The 25,201-nt window shown below is 41.1% G+C and carries 23 protein-coding genes; 18 read left to right on the top strand and 5 right to left on the bottom strand.

Going from position 1 to position 25,201, the window contains the following annotated elements:
• Positions 1–61 precede the first annotated feature (61 nt).
• From P2W73_RS19560 to pdxH, 18 genes are all read left to right on the top strand, one after another.
• Positions 62–2,956 carry a glycosyl hydrolase gene (locus P2W73_RS19560; RefSeq protein ID WP_276503786.1) on the top strand — a complete coding sequence of 965 codons (2,895 nt, stop codon included), beginning with the start codon at positions 62–64 and terminating at the stop codon, positions 2,954–2,956.
• Between the two features lie 78 nt (positions 2,957–3,034).
• Positions 3,035–3,958, top strand: a complete 924-nt coding sequence (locus P2W73_RS19555) for a family 43 glycosylhydrolase (protein ID WP_276503785.1) — start codon at positions 3,035–3,037, stop codon at positions 3,956–3,958.
• 30 nt (positions 3,959–3,988) lie between these two features.
• Complete coding sequence (locus tag P2W73_RS19550) at positions 3,989–6,124, top strand: hypothetical protein (RefSeq protein ID WP_276503784.1); 2,136 nt, start codon at positions 3,989–3,991, stop codon at positions 6,122–6,124.
• A gap of 486 nt (positions 6,125–6,610) precedes the next feature.
• A complete protein-coding gene (locus P2W73_RS19545) occupies positions 6,611–6,748 on the top strand; it encodes a hypothetical protein (RefSeq protein ID WP_276503783.1) in 138 nt (45 codons plus the stop codon).
• A gap of 26 nt (positions 6,749–6,774) precedes the next feature.
• The gene (gene yiaK / locus P2W73_RS19540; protein ID WP_276503782.1) at positions 6,775–7,797 is read left to right on the top strand and encodes a 3-dehydro-L-gulonate 2-dehydrogenase; all 1,023 of its coding nucleotides are present in this window, start codon (positions 6,775–6,777) and stop codon (positions 7,795–7,797) included.
• Positions 7,798–7,805: 8 nt separating this feature from the next.
• Positions 7,806–8,732 carry a glycoside hydrolase family 43 protein gene (locus P2W73_RS19535; protein WP_276503781.1) on the top strand — a complete coding sequence of 309 codons (927 nt, stop codon included), beginning with the start codon at positions 7,806–7,808 and terminating at the stop codon, positions 8,730–8,732.
• Positions 8,733–8,880: 148 nt separating this feature from the next.
• Positions 8,881–9,375: a hypothetical protein gene (locus tag P2W73_RS19530; protein WP_276503780.1), complete on the top strand. Its 495-nt coding sequence runs from the start codon at positions 8,881–8,883 to the stop codon at positions 9,373–9,375.
• 121 nt (positions 9,376–9,496) lie between these two features.
• Complete coding sequence (locus tag P2W73_RS19525) at positions 9,497–9,631, top strand: hypothetical protein (protein ID WP_276503779.1); 135 nt, start codon at positions 9,497–9,499, stop codon at positions 9,629–9,631.
• A 157-nt stretch (positions 9,632–9,788) separates the two neighbouring features.
• Positions 9,789–10,553 (top strand): hypothetical protein, encoded by a 765-nt coding sequence (locus tag P2W73_RS19520; RefSeq protein WP_276503778.1) that lies wholly within the window; start codon positions 9,789–9,791, stop codon positions 10,551–10,553.
• Between the two features lie 342 nt (positions 10,554–10,895).
• Positions 10,896–12,380, top strand: coding sequence for an RNA-binding domain-containing protein (locus P2W73_RS19515; RefSeq protein ID WP_276503777.1), 1,485 nt, complete (start codon positions 10,896–10,898; stop codon positions 12,378–12,380).
• 392 nt (positions 12,381–12,772) lie between these two features.
• Positions 12,773–13,546 carry a rhamnogalacturonan acetylesterase gene (locus P2W73_RS19510; RefSeq protein ID WP_276503776.1) on the top strand — a complete coding sequence of 258 codons (774 nt, stop codon included), beginning with the start codon at positions 12,773–12,775 and terminating at the stop codon, positions 13,544–13,546.
• 30 nt (positions 13,547–13,576) lie between these two features.
• Complete coding sequence (locus tag P2W73_RS19505) at positions 13,577–14,707, top strand: glycoside hydrolase family 88/105 protein (RefSeq protein ID WP_276503775.1); 1,131 nt, start codon at positions 13,577–13,579, stop codon at positions 14,705–14,707.
• Positions 14,708–14,836: 129 nt separating this feature from the next.
• A complete protein-coding gene (locus P2W73_RS19500) occupies positions 14,837–15,628 on the top strand; it encodes a hypothetical protein (protein ID WP_276503774.1) in 792 nt (263 codons plus the stop codon).
• 154 nt (positions 15,629–15,782) lie between these two features.
• On the top strand, positions 15,783–16,382 hold the full coding sequence (locus tag P2W73_RS19495) for a hypothetical protein (RefSeq protein WP_276503773.1): 600 nt from the start codon (positions 15,783–15,785) through the stop codon (positions 16,380–16,382).
• Between the two features lie 273 nt (positions 16,383–16,655).
• Positions 16,656–17,378: a hypothetical protein gene (locus P2W73_RS19490; protein ID WP_276503772.1), complete on the top strand. Its 723-nt coding sequence runs from the start codon at positions 16,656–16,658 to the stop codon at positions 17,376–17,378.
• A 160-nt stretch (positions 17,379–17,538) separates the two neighbouring features.
• The gene (gene pyrH, locus P2W73_RS19485) at positions 17,539–18,252 is read left to right on the top strand and encodes a UMP kinase (RefSeq protein WP_276503771.1); all 714 of its coding nucleotides are present in this window, start codon (positions 17,539–17,541) and stop codon (positions 18,250–18,252) included.
• Positions 18,253–18,429: 177 nt separating this feature from the next.
• Positions 18,430–19,476 (top strand): coiled-coil domain-containing protein, encoded by a 1,047-nt coding sequence (locus P2W73_RS19480; RefSeq protein ID WP_276503770.1) that lies wholly within the window; start codon positions 18,430–18,432, stop codon positions 19,474–19,476.
• A gap of 101 nt (positions 19,477–19,577) precedes the next feature.
• The gene (gene pdxH, locus P2W73_RS19475; RefSeq protein WP_276503769.1) at positions 19,578–20,222 is read left to right on the top strand and encodes a pyridoxamine 5'-phosphate oxidase; all 645 of its coding nucleotides are present in this window, start codon (positions 19,578–19,580) and stop codon (positions 20,220–20,222) included.
• Between the two features lie 73 nt (positions 20,223–20,295).
• On the opposite strand, the gene P2W73_RS19470 is transcribed toward pdxH, so the two are convergent.
• The 5 genes from P2W73_RS19470 to P2W73_RS19450 form a co-directional block, all read right to left on the bottom strand.
• Complete coding sequence (locus P2W73_RS19470) at positions 20,296–20,412, bottom strand: 30S ribosomal protein THX (protein ID WP_276503768.1); 117 nt, start codon at positions 20,410–20,412, stop codon at positions 20,296–20,298.
• 100 nt (positions 20,413–20,512) lie between these two features.
• Positions 20,513–20,782, bottom strand: coding sequence for an HU family DNA-binding protein (locus tag P2W73_RS19465; RefSeq protein ID WP_276503767.1), 270 nt, complete (start codon positions 20,780–20,782; stop codon positions 20,513–20,515).
• A 294-nt stretch (positions 20,783–21,076) separates the two neighbouring features.
• Positions 21,077–21,502 (bottom strand): DUF4286 family protein, encoded by a 426-nt coding sequence (locus tag P2W73_RS19460; protein WP_276503766.1) that lies wholly within the window; start codon positions 21,500–21,502, stop codon positions 21,077–21,079.
• Positions 21,466–22,695: a hypothetical protein gene (locus P2W73_RS19455; RefSeq protein ID WP_276503765.1), complete on the bottom strand. Its 1,230-nt coding sequence runs from the start codon at positions 22,693–22,695 to the stop codon at positions 21,466–21,468. The genes P2W73_RS19460 and P2W73_RS19455 overlap by 37 nt, the downstream gene beginning before the upstream one ends.
• On the bottom strand, positions 22,673–24,877 hold the full coding sequence (locus P2W73_RS19450; protein ID WP_276503764.1) for a DUF2339 domain-containing protein: 2,205 nt from the start codon (positions 24,875–24,877) through the stop codon (positions 22,673–22,675). The genes P2W73_RS19455 and P2W73_RS19450 overlap by 23 nt, the downstream gene beginning before the upstream one ends.
• Positions 24,878–25,201: the final 324 nt, after the last annotated feature.

Below are 25,201 nucleotides of genomic sequence, written 5' to 3'. Positions count from 1 at the left end.
GAACATTTTCGGCGTGCCGTAGGTACGCATTATGCCTCCGGGTTATAAAATAAAGCAATAGATGAATTTTAAATACACAAGATTGCGGCAAGTCATTTATGTATGGTTGATTTCAATGCAATGCATTTCCGTCAAAGCACAACTAAACTGGCCATCGGTAACCAATACAACCAAACCGTGGACACGGTGGTGGTGGGAAGGAAGCGCTGTAAACAAAGCTGATCTTACCTGGAACTTAGAGCAATACCAGAGAGCAGGATTAGGCGGTGTTGAACTCACACCCATTTACGGAGTGGAAGGTTATGAAAAACAATTCATCAACTTTTTGTCACCGCAATGGATGCAGATGCTGGAACATACATTGAAAGAAGCCAAACGGTTAGGTATCGGGGTTGACCTTGCCAATGGAACAGGCTGGCCTTTTGGTGGTCCTTGGGTAAAAGATGCAGATGCGAGCAAAAGCATTTTCTATAAAACGTATAAACTAAAAGGCGGCGAACAATTAAACGAAGCCATTGAATACAAACAGGAAGCTTTTGTACGTACGGCCAATAACAAACCCGCTGCTATTGAAGATATTTTGAAGCCTGTGTATCTAAATCAAAATCTGCAGGCATTGGCATTGGATCAAATACAATATCCCGGTAAACTTCCTTTACAGACATTGATCGCTTATTCCAATAAAAATGAATCGATCGATCTTACTTCAAAAGTTGATGCCAATGGAAAATTAAACTGGACTGCACCTGAAGGAAGCTGGAGCTTGTATGCTTTGTTCCAGGGCTTGCATGGTAAGATGGTGGAACGTGCTGCTCCCGGTGGTGAGGGTTATGCCGTTGATCATTTTTCTGCAACAGCAGCAAAGAATTATTTTAAAAAATTTGATGAAGCATTTGAAGGGTATGATATTTCTTACCTGCGTTCTTTCTTCAATGACTCGTATGAAGTGGATGATGCAAAAGGGCAAGCGAATTGGACTGAAGATTTATTGACTGAATTCAAAAAAAGAAAGGGCTATGCATTAGAAGATCATTTGCCGGCTTTGTTTGGAAAAGACAGTGCAGATAAAAATAGTCGGGTTATTTACGATTACCGCTCTGTGCTTGATGAATTGCTTCTGGAACACTTTACCATTGCCTGGAAAAAATGGACTGAAGGAAAAAATAAAATGGTACGCAACCAGTCGCATGGCTCACCGGGCAATACGCTGGATTTGTATAGTGTAGTAGATATTCCCGAAACGGAAGGCAACGATATACTTCGCTTCAAGTTTGCCACTTCTGCTGCCAATGTAAGCGGAAAAAAATTAGTATCGGCGGAAGCTGCTACCTGGCTCAATGAACACTTTCTTTCATCATGGGCTGATGTAAAAAAGGCCGTTGATCTTTTTTTTCTCGGTGGAGTGAATCATATTTTTTATCACGGCACAGCTTATTCTCCGAAGGAAGCGCCGTGGCCGGGTTGGTTGTTTTATGCAGCGGTACATTTTCAACCTTCCAATCCTCAGTGGAAAGATTTTCATGCACTGAACACTTACGTTACACGAGTACAAAGTTTTTTGCAGCAGGGAAAACCCGATAATGATGTGTTGTTGTACTATCCTATTGCCGACCGTTATTCAGAACCCGGCAATGCATTACTGCAACATTTTGATGGTATGGAGAAAAATTTCGAGAACACAGATTTTGAACATGTATCAAAATGGATGCTGGAGAAAGGATATGGGTTTGATTTTTTCTCAGACAGGCAACTTCAAAATTTTACCGTTTCAGAAAATAAAATAGTAACTGGCGGGAATAGTTATAAAACTATTTTATTGCCTGCTAATAAGCTGCTGCCTGTTGAAAGCTTAAAGAAATTGAGGGAGCTTGCGAAACAAGGGGCTAAAATTTTATTCTATAAAAAAATGCCCGAAAGTGTACCTGGATTTGCAAACTTGGCTGTGCAAAAAAAAGAATTTAGAAAGTTAATGGATCCAATTTATTCTGGTTTCGGCGAACCATTTGCCCTGGCTATTGGCGATGCTGATGGTAATATTAGAAAAGCTGGAGGATCGAATTATATGGCAAGTTTGGGTAAAGGAGTGTTTTATATGAGCGATAGTCTCAAAACTTTATTACAGATTACTGTCGGTGATGAACAAAAATTATTGGAAAAAGGATTATCATACTGCAAACGAAAAAATACAGATGGGAAATTGTATTTTATCTGCAATCGAACTGATAACGTTTTCAATGAATGGCTAACGTTAAATGAAAAACCAGTTTCAGTTGCTTTGTTTGATCCGATGACCGGCAAAAGGGGATTGGCAAAATGGAAGAAAAATAACAACGGCGGAATAGAAGTGAGATTGCAGTTGCAGCCCTATGAGTCTGTTATTATTCAGACATACGATGTTAAAAAGACAGGTGCAATATTTCCTTATTTGGTTGCGGCTGGAGAACCACAATCTATAATAGGAGAATGGACTATCGGGTTTTTAAACGGAGGCCCCGTGATTCCTACAAAAATCATTACAGATGAATTATACTCCTGGTCAGATCTTGATACAAGTGAATATTCAGATTTTTCCGGCACTGCCAGGTATTCTATTAATTTCAATAAGCCATCGGGTACATCGTCCGCATACTTGCTTGATCTCGGCAAAGTACATGAAACCGCTGAAGTAATTTTAAATGGGAAAAAGATTGCTACGCTGATCGGGCCAACATTTCAGTGTGTAATACCTGCATCAGCTTTATGGCCAACCAACAAACTGGAAGTCATTGTTGCGAACTTAATGGCGAATCGTATTTCGTACATGGATCGTAATAATCTTCCCTGGAAGATATTTTACAACACCAATATGCCTGCCCGCAAAAAAGAAAACGTAAAGAACGGTTTGTTTGATGCATCAGCATGGAAGCCCTTGCCTTCGGGTTTGCTGGGGCCGGTGACAATTACTCCGTTGAAATAATGAGTATGAATTTAAATTATATCCTGCCTGCCTTTATTGTACTTTTTTTTTTATGAAGCTTCAGCACAGAAAAACAATGTGCCCAAACCTTTGTATGATGATCCGGTGTATCATGGCGCTGCCGATCCTGTGATCATTTACAACAAAGCCAAAAAGAAATGGTGGATGCTGTACACCAATCGCCGTGCATCGATAGAAGACTCAACTGTGCAATGGGTACACGGGACAAGAATTGGTATTACGGAAAGTAAAGATGGTGTAACATGGAAATATGTTGATACCGCCAATATCAATTATCGGCCCGATGCCGGCTATACACATTGGGCGCCCGATGTAATTGAGCACGATGGCATCTATCACATGTATCTCACGTATGTGCCCGGCACATTTAAAGACTGGAACCATCCGAGAGTGATTGTTCATTTAACGAGTAAGGATTTGCGTAACTGGGATTATCAATCAACGGTTAAATTAGTGAATGAAAAGGTAATTGATGCCTCTGTTTACAAAGTGAATAACACGTTGTGGCGCATGTGGTACAACAATGAAAAGGATGGGAAGAGTATTTACTATGCCGACAGTAAAGATTTATACAACTGGGTAGATAAAGGAAAAGCGATTGATACAAGGGGTGAAGGACCAAAAGTATTTTACTGGCGGCAGCAGTATTTTATGATTGTGGATGCATGGAAAGGAATGGAGGTATATTCTTCGGATGATTTATTAACCTGGAAGAAGCAGGCAACAAGAATATTGGAGCAGCCCGGCAAAGGAAAAGATGACCAGGCTATTGGCGGGCATTGTGATGTAGTGGTGAATGGCGGCCGTGCTTTTGTGTATTACTTCACACATCCCGGCAGGAGCAAGGCAAATCCTGCAGCCAGAGGGTCGTTCGATGATAAGCGAAGTGTGATACAGTTAGCAGAATTGAAGTATGTGAATGATGAGGTAGTGTGCGACAGGGATGAGCCAATAACTGTTCAACTGAAAGTAGCATTATAAACCTGGCGGCTCCTTATAACACTTTAATGAATGTATTTTAAAGCTTCTTTTCTCCTTATTACAGCTTTGTGTCCCTGTGCCTTTGTGGTTCAATCACAACCCATCAACCGTGAGGTAGTGGTGAAACGTCATAATGTAAAAGTGAATAAGATCGATTCGCTTTCTTCACTCACTGTGGGCAATGGCAACTTCGCTTTTACTGTCGATGCAACAGGTATGCAAAGCTTTCCGGATGCCTATGCTAACGGTGTTCCGCTGGGCACACAATCCGTTTGGGGATGGCATAGTTTCCCAAATACTGAGAACTTAAAAATTGAAGAAGCGCAGAAGGTGTACGACCTGGAAGGGAAAAAGATTTCTTACACTGTACAGGTGAAAGAACCTGAACGCAGCAGAAAAGCAGTTGATTATTTTCGTATCAATCCGCACCGTTTGCAATTGGGTAATATTGGAATGGAGATTGTCAAAAAAGATGGGTCAGTTGCAACAGCAAAAGATATTCAAAACATCAATCAGCAACTGGATTTGTGGACAGGTATCATCAGCAGTTCCTTTACAGTTGAAGATATGCCGGTGGAAGTTAAAACTGTTTGTAGTCCACACGAAGATGCGGTGACATTCAAAATTGAATCGCCGTTGCTGAAAGAGAAACGAATCAGCATCAGGGTAAAGTTTCCTTATCCAAACGGCCAGTTCAAAGATGTGGGTAATTACTGGATGAAAGAAAAAGCACATTCTTCTGTAGCAAAACCAGGACATAACAGTGTTTTCATTGAAAGGACACTGGATGATTTCAAATACAAGACAAGTCTTTATTGGTCGGACAAATCTTTGTTCAAAGAAAAAAGCAAACATTTTTTTTTGATCACACCGGAAAATATAAAAGATGTCAGTTATGAACTGACTTGTTTGTTTGAAGGAAAAAAAGAGCTTTCTGTGCTCACAGGTTTTAAAGCTGTGAGCAAAGTCGGCAGTGAAGCATGGAAAAAATTCTGGCTTAGCGGTGGAGCAGTTGATTTTTCAGGAGTCAAAGATCAACGTGCATTTGAAATGGAAAGAAGAGTGGTACTGTCGCAATACCTTACCCGAGTGAATTGCGCTTCAGCATATCCACCGCAGGAAACAGGCTTAACGTATAACAGCTGGTACGGTAAACCACATTTGGAAATGCACTGGTGGCATGCCGTGCATTTTGCGCAATGGGGCCGGACGGAGCTGATGGAAAAAAGTCTCGACTGGTATTTTACTGTTGCTGAAAAAGCAAAGCTGATTGCAAAGCGACAAGGCTTTGATGGATTACGCTGGCAGAAGATGACCGATAATAATGGCGATGAAGCACCTTCATCTGTAGGTGCTTTCCTCATCTGGCAACAACCGCATTTTATTTACATGGCAGAGTTGCTGTACCGGAGTAAACCAACGAAAGAAACAGTCAATAAATACAAAGATCTGTTGTTTGCCACGGCTGATTTCATGGCATCGTTTCCAACCTATAATCAGCAAACAAAAAAATACAATCTTGGTAAAGGATTGATTCCTGCACAGGAATGTTTTGATGCAGTAAGCACCTTCAATCCAACCTATGAATTGTCGTACTGGAGTTGGGCACTGGAAGTGGCGCAACAATGGAGAATACGTGCAGGTTTGCCAAGAGAAAAGAGATGGGATGAGATCATCAAAAATCTAGCACCGCTCCCGCAGGCCAATGGTGTTTATCTCGCGGCAGAAAGTACACCCGATTGTTATGAAACAGGATCAAAATATTTAACGGATCATCCGGCTGTGCTGGGCGCTTACAGTACCATTCCTGCAGCGAATGATTTGGATACAGTAGCGATGAAAAATACTTATCACACCGTATTGCAAAAATGGAACTGGAACGAAACATGGGGATGGGATTACCCGCTGATGGCCATGACCGCTGCACGGTTACATATGCCTGAAGAAGCGGTGAATGCTTTACTGATGCCGGTACGTACCAATACTTATTTAATCAACGGGCATAATTACCAGGATGATCGCTTAACGATTTACCTGCCCGGAAATGGTGGCGTGTTAAGTGCAGTAGCATTGATGTGTACAGGTGCAGATGCAGATAAAGAAATCAATACCGGCTTTCCAAAGACATGGAAGGTGAGATGGGAAGGCTTAAGGAAAATGTTTTAAAACCGGCCTCCCCTGAACTTCGTTCGTAACCTTCGCTTTGCTCGGTTACCTCCGAAGGAGGGGCTTTCAAAGTACAGCCCTTGCTTTTCGACGATTTCAAAAAGGAATGGAGTCTTCGAAAATGCTGAGCAGAACCTCACCTAACCTCTCCAAAGGAGAGGAACAACGCACAGCCCTTGCTTTTCGAAAATGCTGATATTAGTCGGCAACTCCGAAAATGCTGAGTAGTGGGCCTCCTCCCGATCTCCCCCAAGGAGGAGGCCATCACCACACAGCCCTTGTATTTCGGAAAAGCTGATATTAGTCGGCAACTTCGAAAATGCTGAGCAGAGTTATGAGGGCGATGTGGTAGTTATATCGTTTGGATTTGCAATACAGCACCGCTCCCTCTCCACCCGGAGAGGGAGGAGGAGGGTGAGGCCCAGAACGATGAAAAGTGCGACGCAACAGAAGTTGATAGTAGTACAACAGCTTGTATCATAAAAAATGAAAACCATTTTACTCCTCATCTCATTTATCATCGCCTGGCAATTTTCTTTTTGCCGGGAGGAAAAACTTTGGCTGGGCATTGAAAGGGAAGTCCGTGTGGTAATTGGATTGATGGCTGTTACCTTGCAGCAATAATTTATCTTTCCTACTCAAATCCTTGTATGAGTGATTCATCCAATATTATCATGGTGCAGGCAGAAGCCATGCAGGCTTGCTTCGAAAAAATATTGTTGAAAAATAAGTTTGAGCCCGGCAGGGCTCGTGAAATTGCAGCGGTGTTTACAAGCAATAGTATAGACGGGGTGTATACACATGGGGTAAATCGGTTTGCCCGGTTTATCGAATATGTGCAAAAGGGCTTTGTGAAAAAAGATGCCGGTCCGCAATGCAGGCATAAGTTTGGGAGCATTGAGCAATGGGATGGTAACCTGGCGCCCGGTATCACGAATGCCATATTTGCGACCCAGCAATCAATGAAACTGGCTGATGAAAATGGTATTGGTTGTGTATCGTTGGCTAATACCAATCACTGGATGCGTGGCGGAACCTACGGTTGGCAGGCAGCGAAGGCAGGATATGTATTTATTGGCTGGACCAATACCATTGCCAATATGCCGGCGTGGGGCGCCATGGATGCAAGGCTGGGCAATAATCCACTGGTGATAGCAATACCTTACGAAGGTGAAGCGATCGTGTTGGACATGGCGATGTCGCAATATTCATTTGGCGCCATGGAGCTGTCAGCGATGAAGAACGAAAAATTAACGGTGTATGGCGGCTTTGATAAAAACGGAAATATTACCAATGATCCGGCGGCTATACTTGAATCGAGGCGGCCGGTACCGGTAGGTTATTGGAAAGGCGCAGGATTATCATTGCTGTTGGACATATTGGCTACCATTCTTTCAGGCGGTTCAGCAACACATGCTGTGAGCCAGCGGGAAGTTGAGTATGGATTATCGCAGGTATTTGTGACCATTAATATTTCGGTATTGCCCGATCATTCGGCTATTCCAGGCCTGATCAAAAACATTCTTGACGACTACAAACAATCATTGCCGCAGGATAGCAGGACGTTCATCAGTTATCCGGGCGAAAGAGTACTGCAAACAAGAGAAAAAAATAAAGTCCGGGGAATCCCCGTTGTGCGGCGGGTATGGGACGAGATCGGAAAACTTCAGTAAATGTATATATGATGAAATGGCTTTTTGGATTTATTACAATGCTTTCAATGCAGGCAATGGCGCAGCAGCCTGACGATGTCTATTTGTTTTCTTATTTCAAAAACAATGGCGAAGATGGCTTGCACCTGGCATATAGTTATGATGGATTGAAATGGACAGCGCTGAAAAATGACAGCTCATTTTTAAAACCCACGGTAGCAAACGATAAACTGATGCGTGACCCCTGCATCATCCGTGGGGCGGATGGATTATTTCACATGGTATGGACGGTAAGCTGGAATGATAAAGGAATCGGTTATGCTTCGTCGCCGGATCTCATCCGCTGGAGTGAGCAGCAGTTTATACCGGTAATGGCACAGGAAGATTCGGCGAGAAACTGCTGGGCGCCAGAGATCACTTATGATGCAAAGAAAAAGCAATACATGATCTATTGGGCCACGACTATACCCGGCCGTTTTGCAGCGGGTGATACAGCAGGAGATGACAAATACAACCACCGGCTCTACTATGTAACTACGAAAGATTTCAGGCGTTTCAGTAAAACAAAATTGCTATACGACCAGGGTTTTAATGTAATTGATGCGAGCATTGTGCCGGTGGGAAAAAAGTTTGTGATGTTCCTGAAAGATGAAACAAGATATCCGCCACAAAAAAATATCCGTATCGCCACGAGCTCCAAACTAACCGGGGGTTATGACAAACCTGCTGCACCCATCACTGGTAATTATTGGGCTGAGGGACCGACGGCTGTACGCATCAATGACCAGTGGATCGTTTATTTTGATAAATACATGGATCATAAATATGGTGCCGTTGCTTCCAAAGATCTTGTCAACTGGACCGATATTTCAGAACAAATACAAATGCCACAAGGCATCCGGCATGGAACGGTGTTACGGATCAGCAAAGAGGAGTTGAAGGTTTTATTGAAATAATCAGGTAAAGACACCCTGGAACAATGTGAGATGTGAGGGCATGATTTGAAAATCAAAATGTGTTTTCTTGCTTTGATAGAGTGGACGACATAAATTTATGTGTTGCCGCTGTTTTTTAACTCCAAACAAACCTCACAAATCAAATAAAATGACAAATCCATACATTGTTAAAGAAATTCAAAAGCAAATAGACTTGGGCTTTTCACCCACAGAGATTAAAGAATTTGTAATTCAACAGGGTGAAAACCCTGAAGATTATAATAAGACATTTAAATATTTAGAAGAAAAGGTTAGGCCTAAGGGCAAATTTATTGCAATCGGCATAACTCTATTGGTAATAGGACTTATTTCAATATTAACTGCAAGATCGGTTGGAGGTAGTTTAGATTTTACATTTGACTCATCTGGTGATTTTAAGCGACTTGAAGAGTTATTATTTAAGCCTCTTTTTGCAGTAGTTTGTATTATTCTTGGCATTGTCTTTTTAATAGTAAGAAATAAAATAGGAAATAATATATTAAGAGTTGTATTCTTTGGATTACTTATATTGACAAGTATTGTTTGCATAGCAGGTCAAGACATTATTTGCTTTGTTCTTTTTGCAATTGCCGCTTATATAGTATTTAGTTTTTTTAAAAAATAGCTTGCTTAAGGAAGGAAAACAGTAGTCGACAGGCGATTCTATACCCTTACCAGGTTTCCCACCAACAACAGGCCCGTTAAGCCACTTACTACAAAAGGGAATACCTTAATAAGTGGGGTTGGTGAGAAACACCAACCCCGGCGTAGATCTTGTAAACTGGACCGATATTTCAGAACAAATACAAATGCCAAAGGGTATCCGGCATGGCACGGTGTTACGGATCACAAAGGAAGAGTTGGGAGTTTTATTAAAATAATGGGTGAGTGCATTAAGATAAATAGCGAGTTGTATTTAGGCCGTAACAATAAAAATGGAGAATGTTATCGCTTTGAAAATCAAAAAGCTTTTTTCTTGCTTTGATTGAGTGGACGGTATAAATTTATGCATTGGACGTAATTCTCAAACTAATACAAATGAAACCAATGACTTTAATTTTAATTGGTGCAATCATTGCAATAATAGGTGGGCTTATTGGAGCAATTGGAACTTGGAGACATAATAAATCATCATCAGAAAAATCAACAAGAATTGAAGAAGGTGTAAATAAGGGAGTTACTATTGGTGAGACGACAAATACCCAAGTAATTTTTTTAAAGAAACAAAATCAAGACTTAATAAATCAATCTAATGAATTAAATAAAAAAATTGAAACACAATCTACCACGATTGATGAACTTCGTAGAGAAAATACAGAGCTTTATTCAAAATTAGCAGACGCTTCTCTCAATATATATCAAAACATAACCGGTGCTAACAGTTATTGCATAATGGAAATTGGGAATATTAATGCAACTAATGACGTTGGCTATCTTGTCTTTGCAGTAGAAGGACAAAATCCATTAAGCAGAATTCAGGCTAGAATTGTTGATTTAAATGAACCCAACAATGAACCTATGACAATGACTGATATCAATAAAAATGTTTTGGATATTGGGACGCTAGACCCCAAAAAGGCATGGATGAATGGATCAACAATTAGACTTGACAAAATTAACGGAGTAAATTTAAACATCTTCTTTTCAGCTAACAACGGTTTTACAAACCAATTGACCAGAATGAGATTTACAAAGAACAAATGGACGTCAGCAATTAGAATCACAAACTTTGAAGGTGACAAAGAATTTTATTTAAAGGTTGATCCTGACTATCCAATCCAAGACAAAACCAAAATTTTCTAAATAACTACGCCAACAAAAAGTATTTTACTCTGTTGCCGGTGAGGGAACACCGGCAACAGGCCCGTTAAGCCACTTACTATAAAAGAAAATACCTTAATAAGTGGGGTTGGAGAGAAACATCAACCCCGGTGTAAAAGGATGTGGAAATATTTTAAAACCGAAGCATTTGCCACATTTATCGGAAGCAAAGATTGACTATGGCAAAGCCAAAATTGGATATGAAATAAATTTCACCAGTATTTTTATAAATACAAGCCATTGTGCAGCCTTGACGAAATTCGCAGGGATATTTTAAAACTGGAAAAAGAAACCGAAGACATGATTAAAAAAGTGATTGAATAAATGAGCCTCCCTGTAAACATAGAGGAATTATTGAACGGCCAAACGGTCGAATGGGAACGTATTGAATGCAAGCGAGGCTGGAATCCCGAAGATGTAATTCACACAATTGGTGCTTTTGCAAATGATATTAATAATTGGGGAGGCGGTTACATTTTTATTGGAGTGGCAGAAAAAAATGGTGTGCCCCAATTGCCCCCTGTTGGCGTACATGCATCAAGTCTTGATGGTATTCAAAAAGAACTTTTGAATCTGGGCCATAAAATACAACCTTATTATACTCCGGTTTATCAGCCTTACATACTTAACGGTAAACATATTTTAGCAATATGGGTTCCAGGCGGAGATAACCGCCCTTACAAAGTACCGACGACATTAGGAGCTAAAGGTCAGAACAGGTATTATGTACGACGTGGATCAAGCTCTGTAATTGCTAATCACCAGGAAGAGCAATTATTGCTGGAAATGGCAAAACGTATTCCTTTTGATGATCGTGTCAATCATCATGCAAAGATTGACGACCTCAGCTTTGGATTAATAAGATCGTTTCTGGAAGAAATAAAGAGTGACTTGGCGAAGGAAGCTGCACACATGTCCTTAAGTGAACTTGCACAGCAGATGCGAGTAGCCGGCGGGCCATCTGAATCCCTGCTTCCATTGAATGTGGGCTTGTTATTCTTTTCGGAAAAACCGGATAAATATTTTCCCGGAGTAAAAACAGATGTTGTTCTTCATCAGGACAAGTCGGGCACTGTATTCACCGAAAAGACATTTACCGGCCCTGTTCATCAGCAGTTGAGAAACGTGCTGTCATTTATCCAAACAAATATCATTAAAGAGAAAGTAATAAAAATATCTGCAAGGGTTGAAGTGGACAGGATTTACAATTTTCCGTTGGCTGCTGTAGAGGAAGTTGTAGCCAACTCTTTTTATCACCGGAGCTATGAACAGGATAGTCCTATTGAAATAAATTGTTTTCCTGATCGCATAGAAGTATTAAGTTTTCCCGGCCCATTACCACCTGTTACAAGAGCTATACTTAAAAAAGAAAAAAGAATTGTTGCAAGAAAATACCGCAATCGAAGGGTTGGAGATTTTTTAAAAGAGTTGAGGCTTACCGAAGGGCGTGCAACCGGTTTTCCGACTATTTATAATAGTATGCACCAAAATGGTTCGCCCAAACCGATATTTGATACTGATGATGATTACACTTATTTCTTGGCCGTATTACCAATACATCCTGAATTCTTAGTGAGTGCCGAAGAAGTCACAGAAAAGGAGCTTCAGGTTTTATTGTATTGTATGAAACCCAAAAAGAGAGCAGCCATTTTGAAAAAAATAGGTTTGAGCAATCATGCTAAAAATTACCAGAAATATATAGTACCATTGATTGAAAAAGGCTGGCTGGCTTATACATCACCGGATATACCTACCAGCCCGAATCAGCAATATATAACTACTGAAAAAGGAAAGCAGGTATTAGGATAGCAGCTTATACACAAGACAGTGTATAAGCAGTGTACAAGCTAAAAGGTTAATCCCGAACTAGGAGATTACTAAAACCAAACATTTATTCACTTATGCACAAATGAGTGTATAAGCAGTGTATAAGACAGAAACAAACAAGATAACACGATACGAAAAAAAATAAGACTCAAAGATTGAATGGATTAAGGATAGTTCAATCAGGATACTTCAGGACGGACAGGCAACATGAAATAGCTAATTTCATTGCCTCTAAAATTGCTGTTTAATGCTTGCCAATCATATAGTGTCTCCTCCCTTATTGTATGTCAATATCCCGGTCCAGGGAAATAAAATTTTCCAGGAAACGACCATAGCCTCACATTATTAATTATCACCTCTTTTAAAAAGTTAAGATGTTAAGAATTTTTCTGTTGTCAGTTTCCCTGCTGCTTCTTTCTTCCTTCGTTGTATGGAAGAACGGGAAACCTGTGATTTATATCATTGGCGATTCAACAGTCAGGAATGGGGATGGCACCGGCCAAAATCAGCAGTGGGGATGGGGAAGTTTTATAGCCGGATATTTTGACACCAACCGGATCAGTATCCGAAACAACGCTATTGGCGGACGAAGCAGCCGCACATTTATTACCGAAGGTCGTTGGGACAAAATTTTACAGGCATTAAAAAAGGGTGACTATGTGATCATGCAGTTTGGTCACAATGATGCGGGACCACTGGATGACACCGCCCGTGCAAGAGGAACTATCCGGGGAATTGGTGATGAGTCGAAAGATATTTATAATCCTATTTTAAAAAAACAGGAGACTGTATATACCTATGGCTGGTATATGCGAAAATATATCCGTGACGCAAAAGCAAAAGGCGCTATTGCCATTGTGTGTTCGCCTGTTCCCCGCGACAACTGGCAAGATGGTAAAGTAACCCGTTCGTCAGACAGCTATGCTAAATGGGCCAAAGAAATAGCGCAACAGGAAAAAGCTTTTTTCATTGACCTCAATGAACGGGTGGCGTTGCGGTATGAAGAGCTGGGAGCCGATAAGGTAAAAAGTTTTTTTCCGGCTGATCATACGCATACCGATAAAGCAGGGGCGGAGCTGAATGCTGAAGTTGTCATGACGGCGCTCAAACAAATAAAGCCTGGCAGGCTGAAAAAATATTTTCTTTAAATCAAAACAATCCAAATAAAAAAACTGGTTATGAAAAAAATACCGTTGTTGCTGATCATTGCCGGATGTTTTTTACAAGCCGATGCGCAGAAAAAACTGCCTTCAAAAAAGAAAATTGTAAAAGTACTCCGGCTGACCAACCAGTATTTCATGGATAAATGGCCGGATGCCGGCAAACCTATTTTCACCAATATTGAAAGACCCTCCAATATTTGGACCAGGGCTGTGTATTATGAAGGGCTGATGGCCTTATATGCTATTGACAAACAAAAAGCCTGGTATGATTACGCCTTGCAATGGGGTGAGAAACACAAATGGGGTTTGCGTGGTGGCGTCAAAACAAGGAATGCTGATAATCAATGCTGCGGTCAAACCTATATCGATATGTATTTGCTGGATAATAAGCAGCATCCCGAAAGAGTAAGAGATATTAAGGCTTCTATCGACTCCATGAAGTTGACCAGCAAAGTAGATGACTGGAACTGGATCGATGCCCTGCAAATGGCCATGCCGGTTTTTGTGAAATTGGGAAACCTGTACAATGACAGCAGCTATTTCAGCAGAATGTATGACATGTATGCTTTCACCAAACACAAACACGGTGGCAACGGTTTGTATAATGCCGCCGATAAACTGTGGTGGCGGGATAAAGATTTTGTCCCACCCTATAAAGAACCCAACGGTGAAGATTGCTATTGGAGCCGCGGCAATGGTTGGGTAGTGGCTGCATTGGCCAAAACGCTGGAAGCGCTGCCAAAATCAGATCCGCATTATGCGGAGTACCTGCAGGATTTTAAAGACCTGTTATCTGCTTTGCCGGCTATTCAGCGGGAAGATGGCTACTGGAATGTGAGTCTTCATGACCCCAATCATTTTGGCGGGAAAGAAGTCAGTGGTACTTCCTTGTTTATATATGGAATGGCATGGGGAATGAATAACGGCGTGCTGGATAAAAAAACCTACCTGCCTGTTATCACGAAGGCCTGGAATGCGATGACGAAAGAAGCGGTGCATCCCGACGGTAAGTTGGGCTATGTACAGGGTACCGGTAAAGAACCAAAAGATGGCCAGCCGGTCGGCTATGATAAGACACCTGATTTTGAAGACTATGGACTAGGCTGTTTTTTATTGGCCGGTACCGAAATCTTCAAATTAAAATGATTGTTCTCCGATTTTTATAAACAGAAAAAATTATCGGGCAAGATTTAGCTTTCTTACCTAAAAGTAGTATTGGGCTATAGGTATATCTACCTACATTTGGTATGCCATTTCAAACCAAAAACTATTGTTATGAAAAAGTCAGCATACCTCCTCTGCCTGGTGGCGGGGCTTGCGCTGTCGTCCTCCGTTCCGGCGCAGGGGCTTTTAAAAAAGCTCAAGGACAAAGTAAATAAGGCCGTAGATAAGTCCGTAGACAAAGAAGTAGAAAAGAAAACCGGTCTTCCTTCCGATTCCCCATCAAACGACAACAGCAACAACAACTCCAGTGGCAAGCCAACCAATAAAGGTGGTGGTGGTTTGACAAATACCGAACCACCGGATGTGAAGGCACAGATGGCAGAAGCCGAAACTGCACACGGAGCAAAAAATTACAGTGATGCCCGCTATTCTCTTCAACAGGCATTAATGGGCGTCGAAATTCAATTGGGACGACAGGTCTTAAAATCATTACCGGCAACAGTTGTATCGGTTCCTGCCGATACTACGCAGGATAAGGTAATGAGTACGCAATGGGGTTGGAGTAATATGACTATTCAACGGGTATACCGGAAGGATGATAAACAACTTACTATCACCATTGGCAACAACAGTGTTTACTCGCCTTTTATCAGCATGTATTTTGCGAATGCCGGCATGGTGGAGGCCAATGCAGAAAAGCAAAATATAAAACAGGTGAAGGTAAAAGGAAATAAAGCCATCATTCAATACGAGGATAGCAAGGGTTATACATTAATGATGCAAATGGGTCAAACCTCACTCATCGTTTGGGAGTGCATCAATTTCGCCAATGAACAGGAAGTAATGACGGCAGCCAATGCATTTGATATTGACGGTATTAAAAAAATGCTTGGCGAAAAATAATTAACCACTTCAAAAGAATTATTATGAAATGAGCCATGACAATGCTTATTTCCAATCATGATAATTATTGGCGACACGAAGTTCGATGAGGCTAAAATAAAATATTAATGAACTCATCAATTCCATTTGACTAAAAACAATAAAAAATAAACAAATGAAACATCTCAGCATATTATTAGCCTGTGTTTGTTTGGCTGCTTCTTGTATCGCACAGGATTTTGCAAAAGACATGGCTACAGCCAAATCAGCCTATAATGCCGGTAAATTGGAAGAAACGCATTTTGCTTTGCAGCAGGCGATGCAGGAAATCGATATTATTATCGGGAAAGAAGTATTAAAGCTGTTACCAACAAAAATGGATTCCCTGGCTGTGAATACAAAAGATGACAATGTATCCTCCAACGTCGGTTTTGTTGGAGCGACTATCCACCGCAGCTATGGAAAATTTACAAAAAAAGCGGACCTGTCTATTATCAGCAACTCGCCGATGGTAGCTATGTTGAATTCCATTTTGAATGCACCATTGCTTGGCGGAATGATGAAAGATGAAAACAGTAAAACAGTGAAAGTGCAGGGCTATAAAGCAAGACTGGAGAGAAGACCCGGCAGTGCCGAGGACAAATATGACTATGATCTGCAGGTGCCACTCGGCAGTGCTCTGATCACTTTTACAGTAGATGATTGTACGGATACTGAAATACTGGCGATGGCGAATACATTGCCGCTTCCTGAAATAGCTAAGTTAATTCAATAAAGATCGCTTAAAGTACAAGAGGCGGCCTTCAAAATTATTTAGTAACACAAAGCCCACTAAGAGTACACAACGAACACGAAGGATGTCGGATATTCATACGTCGTGTTCTCCGTGCCGTGCTTTGTGTCCGTTATGCTCCCTGATTCGTGGCTAATTTCTCACTTTGGTAACGAACGTACAAAACGCATTAAACCCACTGTTAATTTTTTTGAAATTGGTTTTTAGTTGGCAACAGATATTGCATCTGTTATTTATTTTTTCAGAAAATTTTTCATGCAACATTTTCTACTTTTTGTTCTTTTTATTGCCACTCTTTCTTCCTGTACTACCTATCAGTATGTCACATTGGATTCCAGTGATGTTCCAAAAAATGAGAAGAAAGAATTTTTGTGGGAAAATGATACGCTGAAAGTCTCCTATAAATTCAGTGGTGAAGGTGGGCTATTAACTATTGCCGTTTTTAATAAGGCAAACCAGCCGTTATATATAAAATGGAAAAAATCGGCGTTGATAAATGACGGAGAGGCGATGAGCCTGTTTAAAAAGGGGGTGATTGTTTCCGGCGCTGTTGAAACAGATACTTACCGGGTCGATAAAAATCTGTCGGCCAGTTCATCCTTTTTTTCGGCTTCTTTTGATTTGCCGGAGGGGGTTGATTTTTTACCTCCCCTGAGCGGATTAAGTAAATCGCTTGTAAGCCTGCAGGAAATAAATTCAAAGAGCATGGCGGTGCCGGGGGATGTTCCGCAGAAAAAAATAAAATCAGCAGAGGGAATAATTACAAAACTGAGGCTTGTTCAATATGGAAAAGAGTTGTCACCTTTGAAGTTTAAAATCTATCTCACACTGGCATTGGGCCAGGAGGCCGGAAGCGAATTCTTTGTTCAGCACTCTTTTTATGCAAATGAAGTAATCCAGACAAATGAAATGCCTGATTTGTTTTCGATGTATCGTAAGGATGGAAGCCAGTTTTATGTGCGCCATGAAGCCCAATAAAATTAACATTCACGGTGCTTACAATAATAAATTCCCATGCAGGCAGGAAAGCATCAGCATGCGACAAATGTTCCGTTTTAGTCAACGACTGGCCATACCAATAAAACCTGACCGATAAAAAGCCTGTTTCCCTATCTTCGCAGCGCAAAAAATATAATCCATGCTGCCTAAGTATAAACGAATTCTGCTGAAATTGTCCGGTGAATCTTTGATGGGGGATAAGAATTTTGGAATGGATACAACCGTGATCTCCCAATATGCGCAGGATATAAAAGAGATAACAGAACTGGGTGTGCAGGTGGCAATCGTTATCGGTGGCGGTAATATTTACCGGGGAATGAACGAAGCGGAAACCGGAATTGAAAGGGCACATGGCGATTATATGGGAATGCTGGCAACAGTAATCAACGGCATGGCCTTACAGGCAGGCCTGGAAAAAATAGGCGTGTACACAAGATTACAAAGTGCCATTAAAATGGAGCAAATAGCCGAACCTTATATCCGACGCCGGGCTATCCGCCACGTGGAGAAAGGCCGTGTAGTTATTTTCGGGGCAGGTACCGGTAATCCTTATTTTACTACTGATACCGCTGGCTCTTTGAGGGCCATTGAAATAAAGGCAGACGTTATCCTGAAAGGCACCAGGGTAGATGGTATCTATACCGCCGATCCGGAAAAAGATTCTTCCGCTACTAAATATGACAGCATTACCTTCCAGGAATGCCTGAGCAAAAATTTGCGGGTAATGGATATGACCGCTTTCACCCTTTGCATGGAGAATGACCTGCCGATTATCGTTTTCGATATGAACAAAGAAGGCAACCTGAGGCGGGTGGTCACCGGCGAAAAGGTGGGTACCCTGGTGAAGGGCTAAGCCGCTCCCACGGCAATTTTTGTCCAATAGCCCGGCAAATTCCAAACATTTTTCATCCGGGGCTTTTATTTCTCAGGATAGCTATTATCTTGTGTAATCTTTCCCACTCTTGTGAAAAACAATTAGCCAGCGTCTGGTTAATTTTTTTTAGTTTCCAGAATTAATTTATTTCAGAGTATGTTGGCCGCCGTCACTCTTACCCTTTCTGTTCTTGAAATCGTGTTGTTGCTTTTTGGAGCGATCATTTTAGGCATCACCATACATTTCTTTATTGCCAGTAATAGAAGTCTCAAAGCCACCACCCGGGAAATGGAAAAAGGTAATCCACTGCAAGATGAGTGGAAACTGAAATACCTGAATGATACCGAAGCAAAAGACAGGGAATTAGCGGAACTCAGGCAACAATTGGCAGAAGCAGAAGAAAACGCCAGGATATATTCAACCGAAGCGCAGGAGATACACAAGGAGAAACGAGCCCTGGAAATTGAAATGGCCAACATGCAAAAACTCGCAACTCCGGTTACTGTTACTTTACCCGCAGAAAAAGAAAGAGTGGTGGGCATCGATTATCTCGACCAACTACGGGAGGCGCAAAATAGCCTGATGGAACAGAATCAAAAAATCAACCAGCTATTGGGGAATATTGATGTGATAAAAGAGAAGGAGGAGTTGCAGCGGGAGATCCTGAAAAGCAATGAAGAGCTGGCAGCGCAGGTTGGCAGCATGCGGGCGCAACTATCCGAAAAGGAAAAAGAAATCAATCAAATAAGGCAAAAGGAGCAACTGACCTCTGAAATGAAGTCAATGCTCGACAATACTTACCACGAGTTTAATATCCTGCAGGGTAAAATTCAGAAGATGGAGTCGCAGCTGACAGCTGCTAAAATGATGAACCTTGAATTTGAAGACCTGAAAGAATTGCATTCCAAAATGAGCAAAGATTTTGAGGAGACGAAGTTCAAGACCAACACCCTGTCGATGGAAAACCAGCAGCTGCACACCCAACTGATAGAACTGGAAGATAAGTTGAGAGAGGCAAACTTTCAGAAACAACAATTGCAAAAAAGAGCCAGCTACCTGGAAGAACTAAACAATGACCTGCAGGTCGTATCAGACACGAATAAAAAGCTGGAAAGCCAGCTGCGCCGGGTAGGGGAATTGGAAAGTATGCTGAACATGGTATCCGAAGAAAGGGATCAGCTGATGCGTAACAGGGAACTGTAATTTTTTACTGATTAAAATCATGCTGCAGAAAGCTCCGCCAGGGGCTTTTGTTATCTTGCGACTTTCGTAAAGCAGTTAACTTTGCTGCTTAAATGATCCATATGCAACAGGATATTGCCGGAATCAGGAAGACCTACTCGCAAAAAACATTAACAGAAGACTCTATTGATAGTAATCCAATCCGCCAGTTTGATACCTGGTGGCAGGAAGCTATCGATGCCGATATTGATGAGATAAATGCCATGACGCTGGCAACAGCTTCAGTAGATGGTGTTCCGTCTGCCAGGATTGTGTTGTTAAAAGGCTATTCGGAAAATGGGTTTATATTTTTTACCAACTATGATAGCTATAAAGGCAAACAGCTATTGGAAAATCCCAAAGCCTGCCTGGTGTTTTTTTGGAAAGAACTGGAAAGGCAAATAAGAATAACAGGCCTTGTGGAGAAAGTAGACGAAAACGAAAGTGACGAATATTTTCATTCAAGGCCGGTTGCAAGCCAGTTGGGAGCCAGCATATCGCCTCAAAGCGCCGTGATAGAAAACAGGGAATGGCTCGAAAAAAGATATGATGAATTTGAAAAGAAAACCGGTAATAATATAATTGAACGACCGGCAAACTGGGGCGGGTACCTGGTAAAGCCCGTTATTATTGAATTTTGGCAGGGCCGGCCTTCACGCCTGCATGACAGGATAGAATACTCATTGCAGGAAAATGGCGAATGGAAAACAGCGAGGCTGGCACCTTGATAGTCTACCATTCCAAAAGAAAAAGAGGTACAATTTTTTGCTTCGTACCTCTATCTTGAATCTTGTTCCTTCTTTACGCTTTCTTTTTAGCGGCTGCTTTTTTTGCTGGCGCAACTTTCGCCGGACGTGTTTTGCCAAAAGAACCTTTGAAACGTTTTCCTTTTGCGGTTTTTTTATCTCCTCTGCCCATAATTATCTTTTTTGTTTAAATGCGAAGGTATGTTGTTTAAAAATTAAAAAAGCTCCGGAACTGGTAAAGCTCCGGAGCTTTTAATACTGTAATGGTTGGATTACATTTTTGCAGCCAATTCTTTACCTGCTTTGAATTTTGCCACTTTACGGGCTTTGATTTTGATAACAGCGCCAGTTTGGGGGTTGCGACCGTTACGTGCAGCTCTTTTAGATACGGAAAAAGTACCGAAGCCTACCAGTGTAACTTTACCACCACCTTTCAAAGTTTTGGTAACTGCTTCAATAAAAGAATCTAAAGCAGCGTTTGCCTGAGTTTTTGTAATCTCAGCATCGTCAGAAATTTTTGCGATCAATTCAGCTTTGTTCATAATCTTGTTTTTAATGATTTAGTAACGGGGCAAATTTATACGGTTTTTGATAGCAGCAAAAAAATATTTGCTCTTTTTACCAATATCGAATATAGTGCCCGAACCCGCACGGGATAAGGATTTTAAAGGATTTTTGCTATCGTATTTTTGTGCGGTAATTTTACCTATGGTGCTGAAATCCTTTACCAGCAAAGGTTTCAAAAAGGTCGCCTGAAAGGCAGGCGGGGTGTGGGTTTGAGAGGAATATACAATAGTTTTTGAATGTGTAAAACAAAGAATTAATGTTTTGCACACTCAATTCACAACTTCTAAAACAGAGTTAAATGCAATAAAAGCATCACCCCACTTAGTGGTTGCTTTTGTTCTCATTTCCCCGGCAAAGTTTTGTATATAACGATTATAAAAGGCCTTACTCACGGCATGATATTGTATTGCATAGGTGAGTCCTTCCGTCTCATCAACCTCCATCAGGCGCAGGACGGTTGCATGGGTGAAGCAACCGGTAGCAATAATGCCGGGGATATGCTCTTCTTTTATCCATTGCAACCATTGACTGGCTATACGATGATCTACTTTTGTCGTTACATTATAGATAATACTTCCGGAAGTTTCCATCCCTACTCTTTTTGCTAAGATATTTTGATTACCTGAATTATTGTCGCCACCTCCATTACAAGCAATTTCTACTTTAATTTCTTCATATCTCTTGTAAGGGACCATGTAAGATAACTCAGCAATATTATTACAACAAGAATGGTGGGCCAAATCCACCATTTAATATTTCCCTTTGTTTGGGTAATGGCTGAATGGATGGGAATGGCTTTTATATCGCCGATATTCAGTCGCTGAACAGATGCCGGAATTAAATTTTGAAATTGTTTAAGATCATAGTCAGGGGCAACGCCATTTAAATTATCAAGCAGTAATTGATAATTCTTACCTTTTTCAAGCCATGCAATGAGCATTTTGTTTTGTTGTAGCGTACTAATGGCTTCAATCTGCACAGGCGGATTATCATTATTTTCTACTAACAAATAAAGAACACTATCCCTCATTAAAGGAGTTTCATATCCTTCGTTATTCCCCGATGACAGAAGAAAATTGCCGACAGGCGTTGTCTGTAATGCTGACTGTATGTTAGTTACAGGAGATGCATATAGCCTCGCTCTTCGTTCAAAATATTTAGGCGATGAAATGTGAATATTGAGTTTGCTAAAATGAAAATTATTTCCGTTATCAATTCGTATCAATGAAAACCCGGCGCTGTCTGTTTGCTGAAAGCTTGCTTTCGGGTTTTCTATAAAGTGTTTAACGCTGTCAGGTAATGCAGTTCCATAGTTCAGGGCTTCCAATATGTTCAACGGATCATTTTTACCATTGTCAATGGTTAAACGGAAATAGGAATAACTGACCGCTGGGAAACTGATGGTCAAAGCGACTTTGTTATCATCGAATATACCCGGTTGGCTTAATAACAAGCTATCAGCGATGCTAAACCAGTTTTTGTTGTCATCGCTTCCGCTTAAAGCGGCAAACCGGCTGGCTGCAGTATTTTTTAGCGTTAGATAAAGATTGGAAAGGGGTGGATTGCCTGGGTTACGGATAATTAAAATCGTTTTTGAATTGACATTCTCCTTTTTAATAACAGGAAGTGTAAAATAGAGAACTTCAGTCACACGGTTTTGACCTGGGTAATGAATAATATGTGGCGCCCATTGTTCTTTTTGATCCGCAATTCTTATATCGCTCAAATCTGTTTTGATATATGTGCTTAATTGCGGGGAAACTGCTATAGCATAAAATCCAGGCTCTTTTACTGAATCCAATACAGCACTATGGCGAAACTGTGCTTGTGCGCAAATGGACAGCAACAGGCTAAGCAACCATATATTATTTCGTTTCCTGTGTGTCATCAATAATTATTTTTTTCAGGCGTTGATACATAAATGATACGGTAAGCAGCAGCACTCCGAGCAGGATAAATGCCGCTATCTTACCACCGGGCGGGATATTGCTGATGTCATAGAAAAATAGTTTTACTATTGTTACAGAGAACAGTGTTAATGAAATGATACGAAGCGTCCTGAATTTATATTTCATTCCCAGCCACATCATGATAAATGAACAGATACCCCACAAAATGCTTAACCCGGCTTTGAAATACAGATTTTGCCAATAGGCCCAGTCATTTTGTTTTGCGTAATTGAGCCACAGAATAATGTGATGCGTTTCTACGCTTAGCAGCAAAATGATGCTGATAGTGGCCAACCAGGTAAAAGATCTTTCGTATGACACCCAGCTTGTATGATTTTTCCTGAAATAGATAACCAAATCATACAGCAGTTTAAGCAGTAAGACGGCGCTTATCCAATGAGCGGTAAAATGAACTTTATTGTCCCCTGTTTCCAGGATATTGTTTAGTATTTCGTAATTGGTATTAAGATTAATCAGATACAACGCAAAACAGAGTATGGTCAGCACAAAGCGCAGCAGCGGCAGGTTGTTAGCTTTCTTAAAAACCAGCAACAACGCTATGGCAAAAGCAAAAGAGTACAATTGGAGATAAACAGCATAGATCTCCGTTTTAGGGATTCTTGTGCCGAACTGGTACCATATTTCCAGCACTCCCGCCAGGTAACCAAGGAGAATACCGCCTGCAAGAAGAATAGTGCGGACTGATTTATTGGTCAGGCTATTGAGATAAAATGAATCTGCTTCTTTTCGCATCAGCAGATAGTAAACTAACAATGCGGCGGCAGCTACAATAGCAGTAGTAAATCCCTTATTCGTGATAATAGGTATCTGAACCCTTGATGCAGAATATACCTGTGACCAATCCATCAACAGGCTGATAAACATCAATAGCGTGACAGCTAATGAAGCGATTTTGATCAGTGAGATGCGGGAGCGCTGATACAGCCAGAACAAAACAACAGCTTCCGCAGCCCAGAACAATGTGATATGATTCCCTTTTAATTGAACAGGAGCAGCTAATGAAATAAAAGTCAACGTTAGTCCGATAAGCAGATACACAAAGTTTTTGTCCACTTTAGTATTGCGAAAGAAAAGCCAGGCCAGGGCCAGGTTGATAACTCCCAATGCGGATGTAAACAAACCTTTATATTCACCGGCATTCCAGTACTGTAAGATCAGCAGGCCTGCGGTATAATACAGAAAGTTTACACTTAATACCACGATGAAATCAAAACCTTTAAAAGAATTTTTTAGCCGCAGGGTGTTAATGATATTCATTATTACAAACAACACATAAAAGATAGTAGCGAAAAGTATGGCATTCCGATAGGGGAATTGCCCTTCATCGCCCGACAATATCTCTTTTGTAAGCCAGCCGCCATAAATAAAAACAGTAAAAAATAAGGCGACGAAATTAATGGCTGGCCAGCGTTTGAACCAGGCCAGCACCATCAGGCCGGTATTTAAAATACACAAATAGGTGAATAACGCTATATAATTACCATGACCTGTACTAACAAGGAAGGGGGTAATGAAACCACCTATGGTTGCCAGTATAGCCACTTCCAGCCGGTTGTACAACAAGGAAAGTATGATGGCGAAAGCAGTGATGAGGATCATGATAGCGAAAGCCGCCTGCTGGCTCATTAAATGATACTCATGGAATGCAAAGGCCATCGTGAAATAAAAGATCGCTAGCCCACCGCCTACTAATACGGAGCTGAAAGAACGATAACTGTTTCGGATGTAATGTGCGAGGCCAATTAATGTGCCGCCACTGGCAAGACCGATAACTACACGACCTGCTTCGTTGATCCAGTTTTTATCAATGGCGTATTTTACAAAGAATGCGATACCCAACACCAATACGGCGATGCCGATCTTGTTCGCCAGGTTTTCGCCAATAAATTTTTCAAGATCAGGATTGTTCTGCATCCATTTATCCCACAGGTTTTGTTTATTGACCAATGCTGGTTGTGGAACCGGACGCTTAAGTTGTTCGCTTATTGGTGCGGAAGATTCTTCTTCAGTAATTATTCTTTCTTTCGTGGCCGGGATTTCGGGCAGTGAGGGTTTTTCTCCGGGGCTTTTTGAAATTTCAGCCACGGGGTTCACGTCCACAACCGCCTCCGCTTTTTTCGATGGGGTTTCGGGAACAGGTTTTTAAACTGCTTCTTTAAACAGTGGTTTGGCGGGCTTCTCCTCTTGTTGATCTTTTAATTGCCTGGAAAGATCATCAACCTGGTTATTGAGTTTTTTGATCGTTTTATTAAGCGATTCTAACAGGTCTTTCTGCGCGGTTGTTTTATTGAGAATGGTAATTAACTCAAGTTGCTAGTTAATATGTCAAAAAAACTATTTGGTCAACGCAATAGGCTGTTTGGTGTATAAAAAAAGAAGTGAGCATTAATAAAAGATAATTTTGAGTTACCACACGCAAAACTC

The sequence above is a fragment of the Terrimonas pollutisoli genome, assembly GCF_029360765.1.
Classification (GTDB): domain Bacteria; phylum Bacteroidota; class Bacteroidia; order Chitinophagales; family Chitinophagaceae; genus Terrimonas_B; species Terrimonas_B pollutisoli.
Note: the sequence above shows the minus strand (reverse complement) of the source record. Positions and strands in the feature narration are given on the sequence as shown.

Bases quoted from the DNA above. Each gene is read 5' to 3' on its own strand.
- P2W73_RS19530 (WP_276503780.1), top strand. From the start codon at position 8,881: ATGACAAATCCATACATTGTTAAAGAAATTCAAAAGCAAATAGACTTG.
- P2W73_RS19495 (WP_276503773.1), top strand. From the start codon at position 15,783: ATGAAACATCTCAGCATATTATTAGCCTGTGTTTGTTTGGCTGCTTCT.
- P2W73_RS19455 (WP_276503765.1), bottom strand. From the start codon at position 22,695: ATGACACACAGGAAACGAAATAATATATGGTTGCTTAGCCTGTTGCTG.
- P2W73_RS19510 (WP_276503776.1), top strand. From the start codon at position 12,773: ATGTTAAGAATTTTTCTGTTGTCAGTTTCCCTGCTGCTTCTTTCTTCC.
- P2W73_RS19470 (WP_276503768.1), bottom strand. From the start codon at position 20,412: ATGGGCAGAGGAGATAAAAAAACCGCAAAAGGAAAACGTTTCAAAGGT.
- yiaK (WP_276503782.1), top strand. From the start codon at position 6,775: ATGAGTGATTCATCCAATATTATCATGGTGCAGGCAGAAGCCATGCAG.
- P2W73_RS19535 (WP_276503781.1), top strand. From the start codon at position 7,806: ATGATGAAATGGCTTTTTGGATTTATTACAATGCTTTCAATGCAGGCA.
- P2W73_RS19505 (WP_276503775.1), top strand. From the start codon at position 13,577: ATGAAAAAAATACCGTTGTTGCTGATCATTGCCGGATGTTTTTTACAA.
- P2W73_RS19490 (WP_276503772.1), top strand. From the start codon at position 16,656: ATGCAACATTTTCTACTTTTTGTTCTTTTTATTGCCACTCTTTCTTCC.
- P2W73_RS19560 (WP_276503786.1), top strand. From the start codon at position 62: ATGAATTTTAAATACACAAGATTGCGGCAAGTCATTTATGTATGGTTG.
- pdxH (WP_276503769.1), top strand. From the start codon at position 19,578: ATGCAACAGGATATTGCCGGAATCAGGAAGACCTACTCGCAAAAAACA.
- P2W73_RS19465 (WP_276503767.1), bottom strand. From the start codon at position 20,782: ATGAACAAAGCTGAATTGATCGCAAAAATTTCTGACGATGCTGAGATT.
- pyrH (WP_276503771.1), top strand. From the start codon at position 17,539: ATGCTGCCTAAGTATAAACGAATTCTGCTGAAATTGTCCGGTGAATCT.
- P2W73_RS19460 (WP_276503766.1), bottom strand. From the start codon at position 21,502: ATGGTCCCTTACAAGAGATATGAAGAAATTAAAGTAGAAATTGCTTGT.
- P2W73_RS19515 (WP_276503777.1), top strand. From the start codon at position 10,896: ATGAGCCTCCCTGTAAACATAGAGGAATTATTGAACGGCCAAACGGTC.
- P2W73_RS19480 (WP_276503770.1), top strand. From the start codon at position 18,430: ATGTTGGCCGCCGTCACTCTTACCCTTTCTGTTCTTGAAATCGTGTTG.
- P2W73_RS19500 (WP_276503774.1), top strand. From the start codon at position 14,837: ATGAAAAAGTCAGCATACCTCCTCTGCCTGGTGGCGGGGCTTGCGCTG.
- P2W73_RS19545 (WP_276503783.1), top strand. From the start codon at position 6,611: ATGAAAACCATTTTACTCCTCATCTCATTTATCATCGCCTGGCAATTT.
- P2W73_RS19550 (WP_276503784.1), top strand. From the start codon at position 3,989: ATGTATTTTAAAGCTTCTTTTCTCCTTATTACAGCTTTGTGTCCCTGT.
- P2W73_RS19520 (WP_276503778.1), top strand. From the start codon at position 9,789: ATGAAACCAATGACTTTAATTTTAATTGGTGCAATCATTGCAATAATA.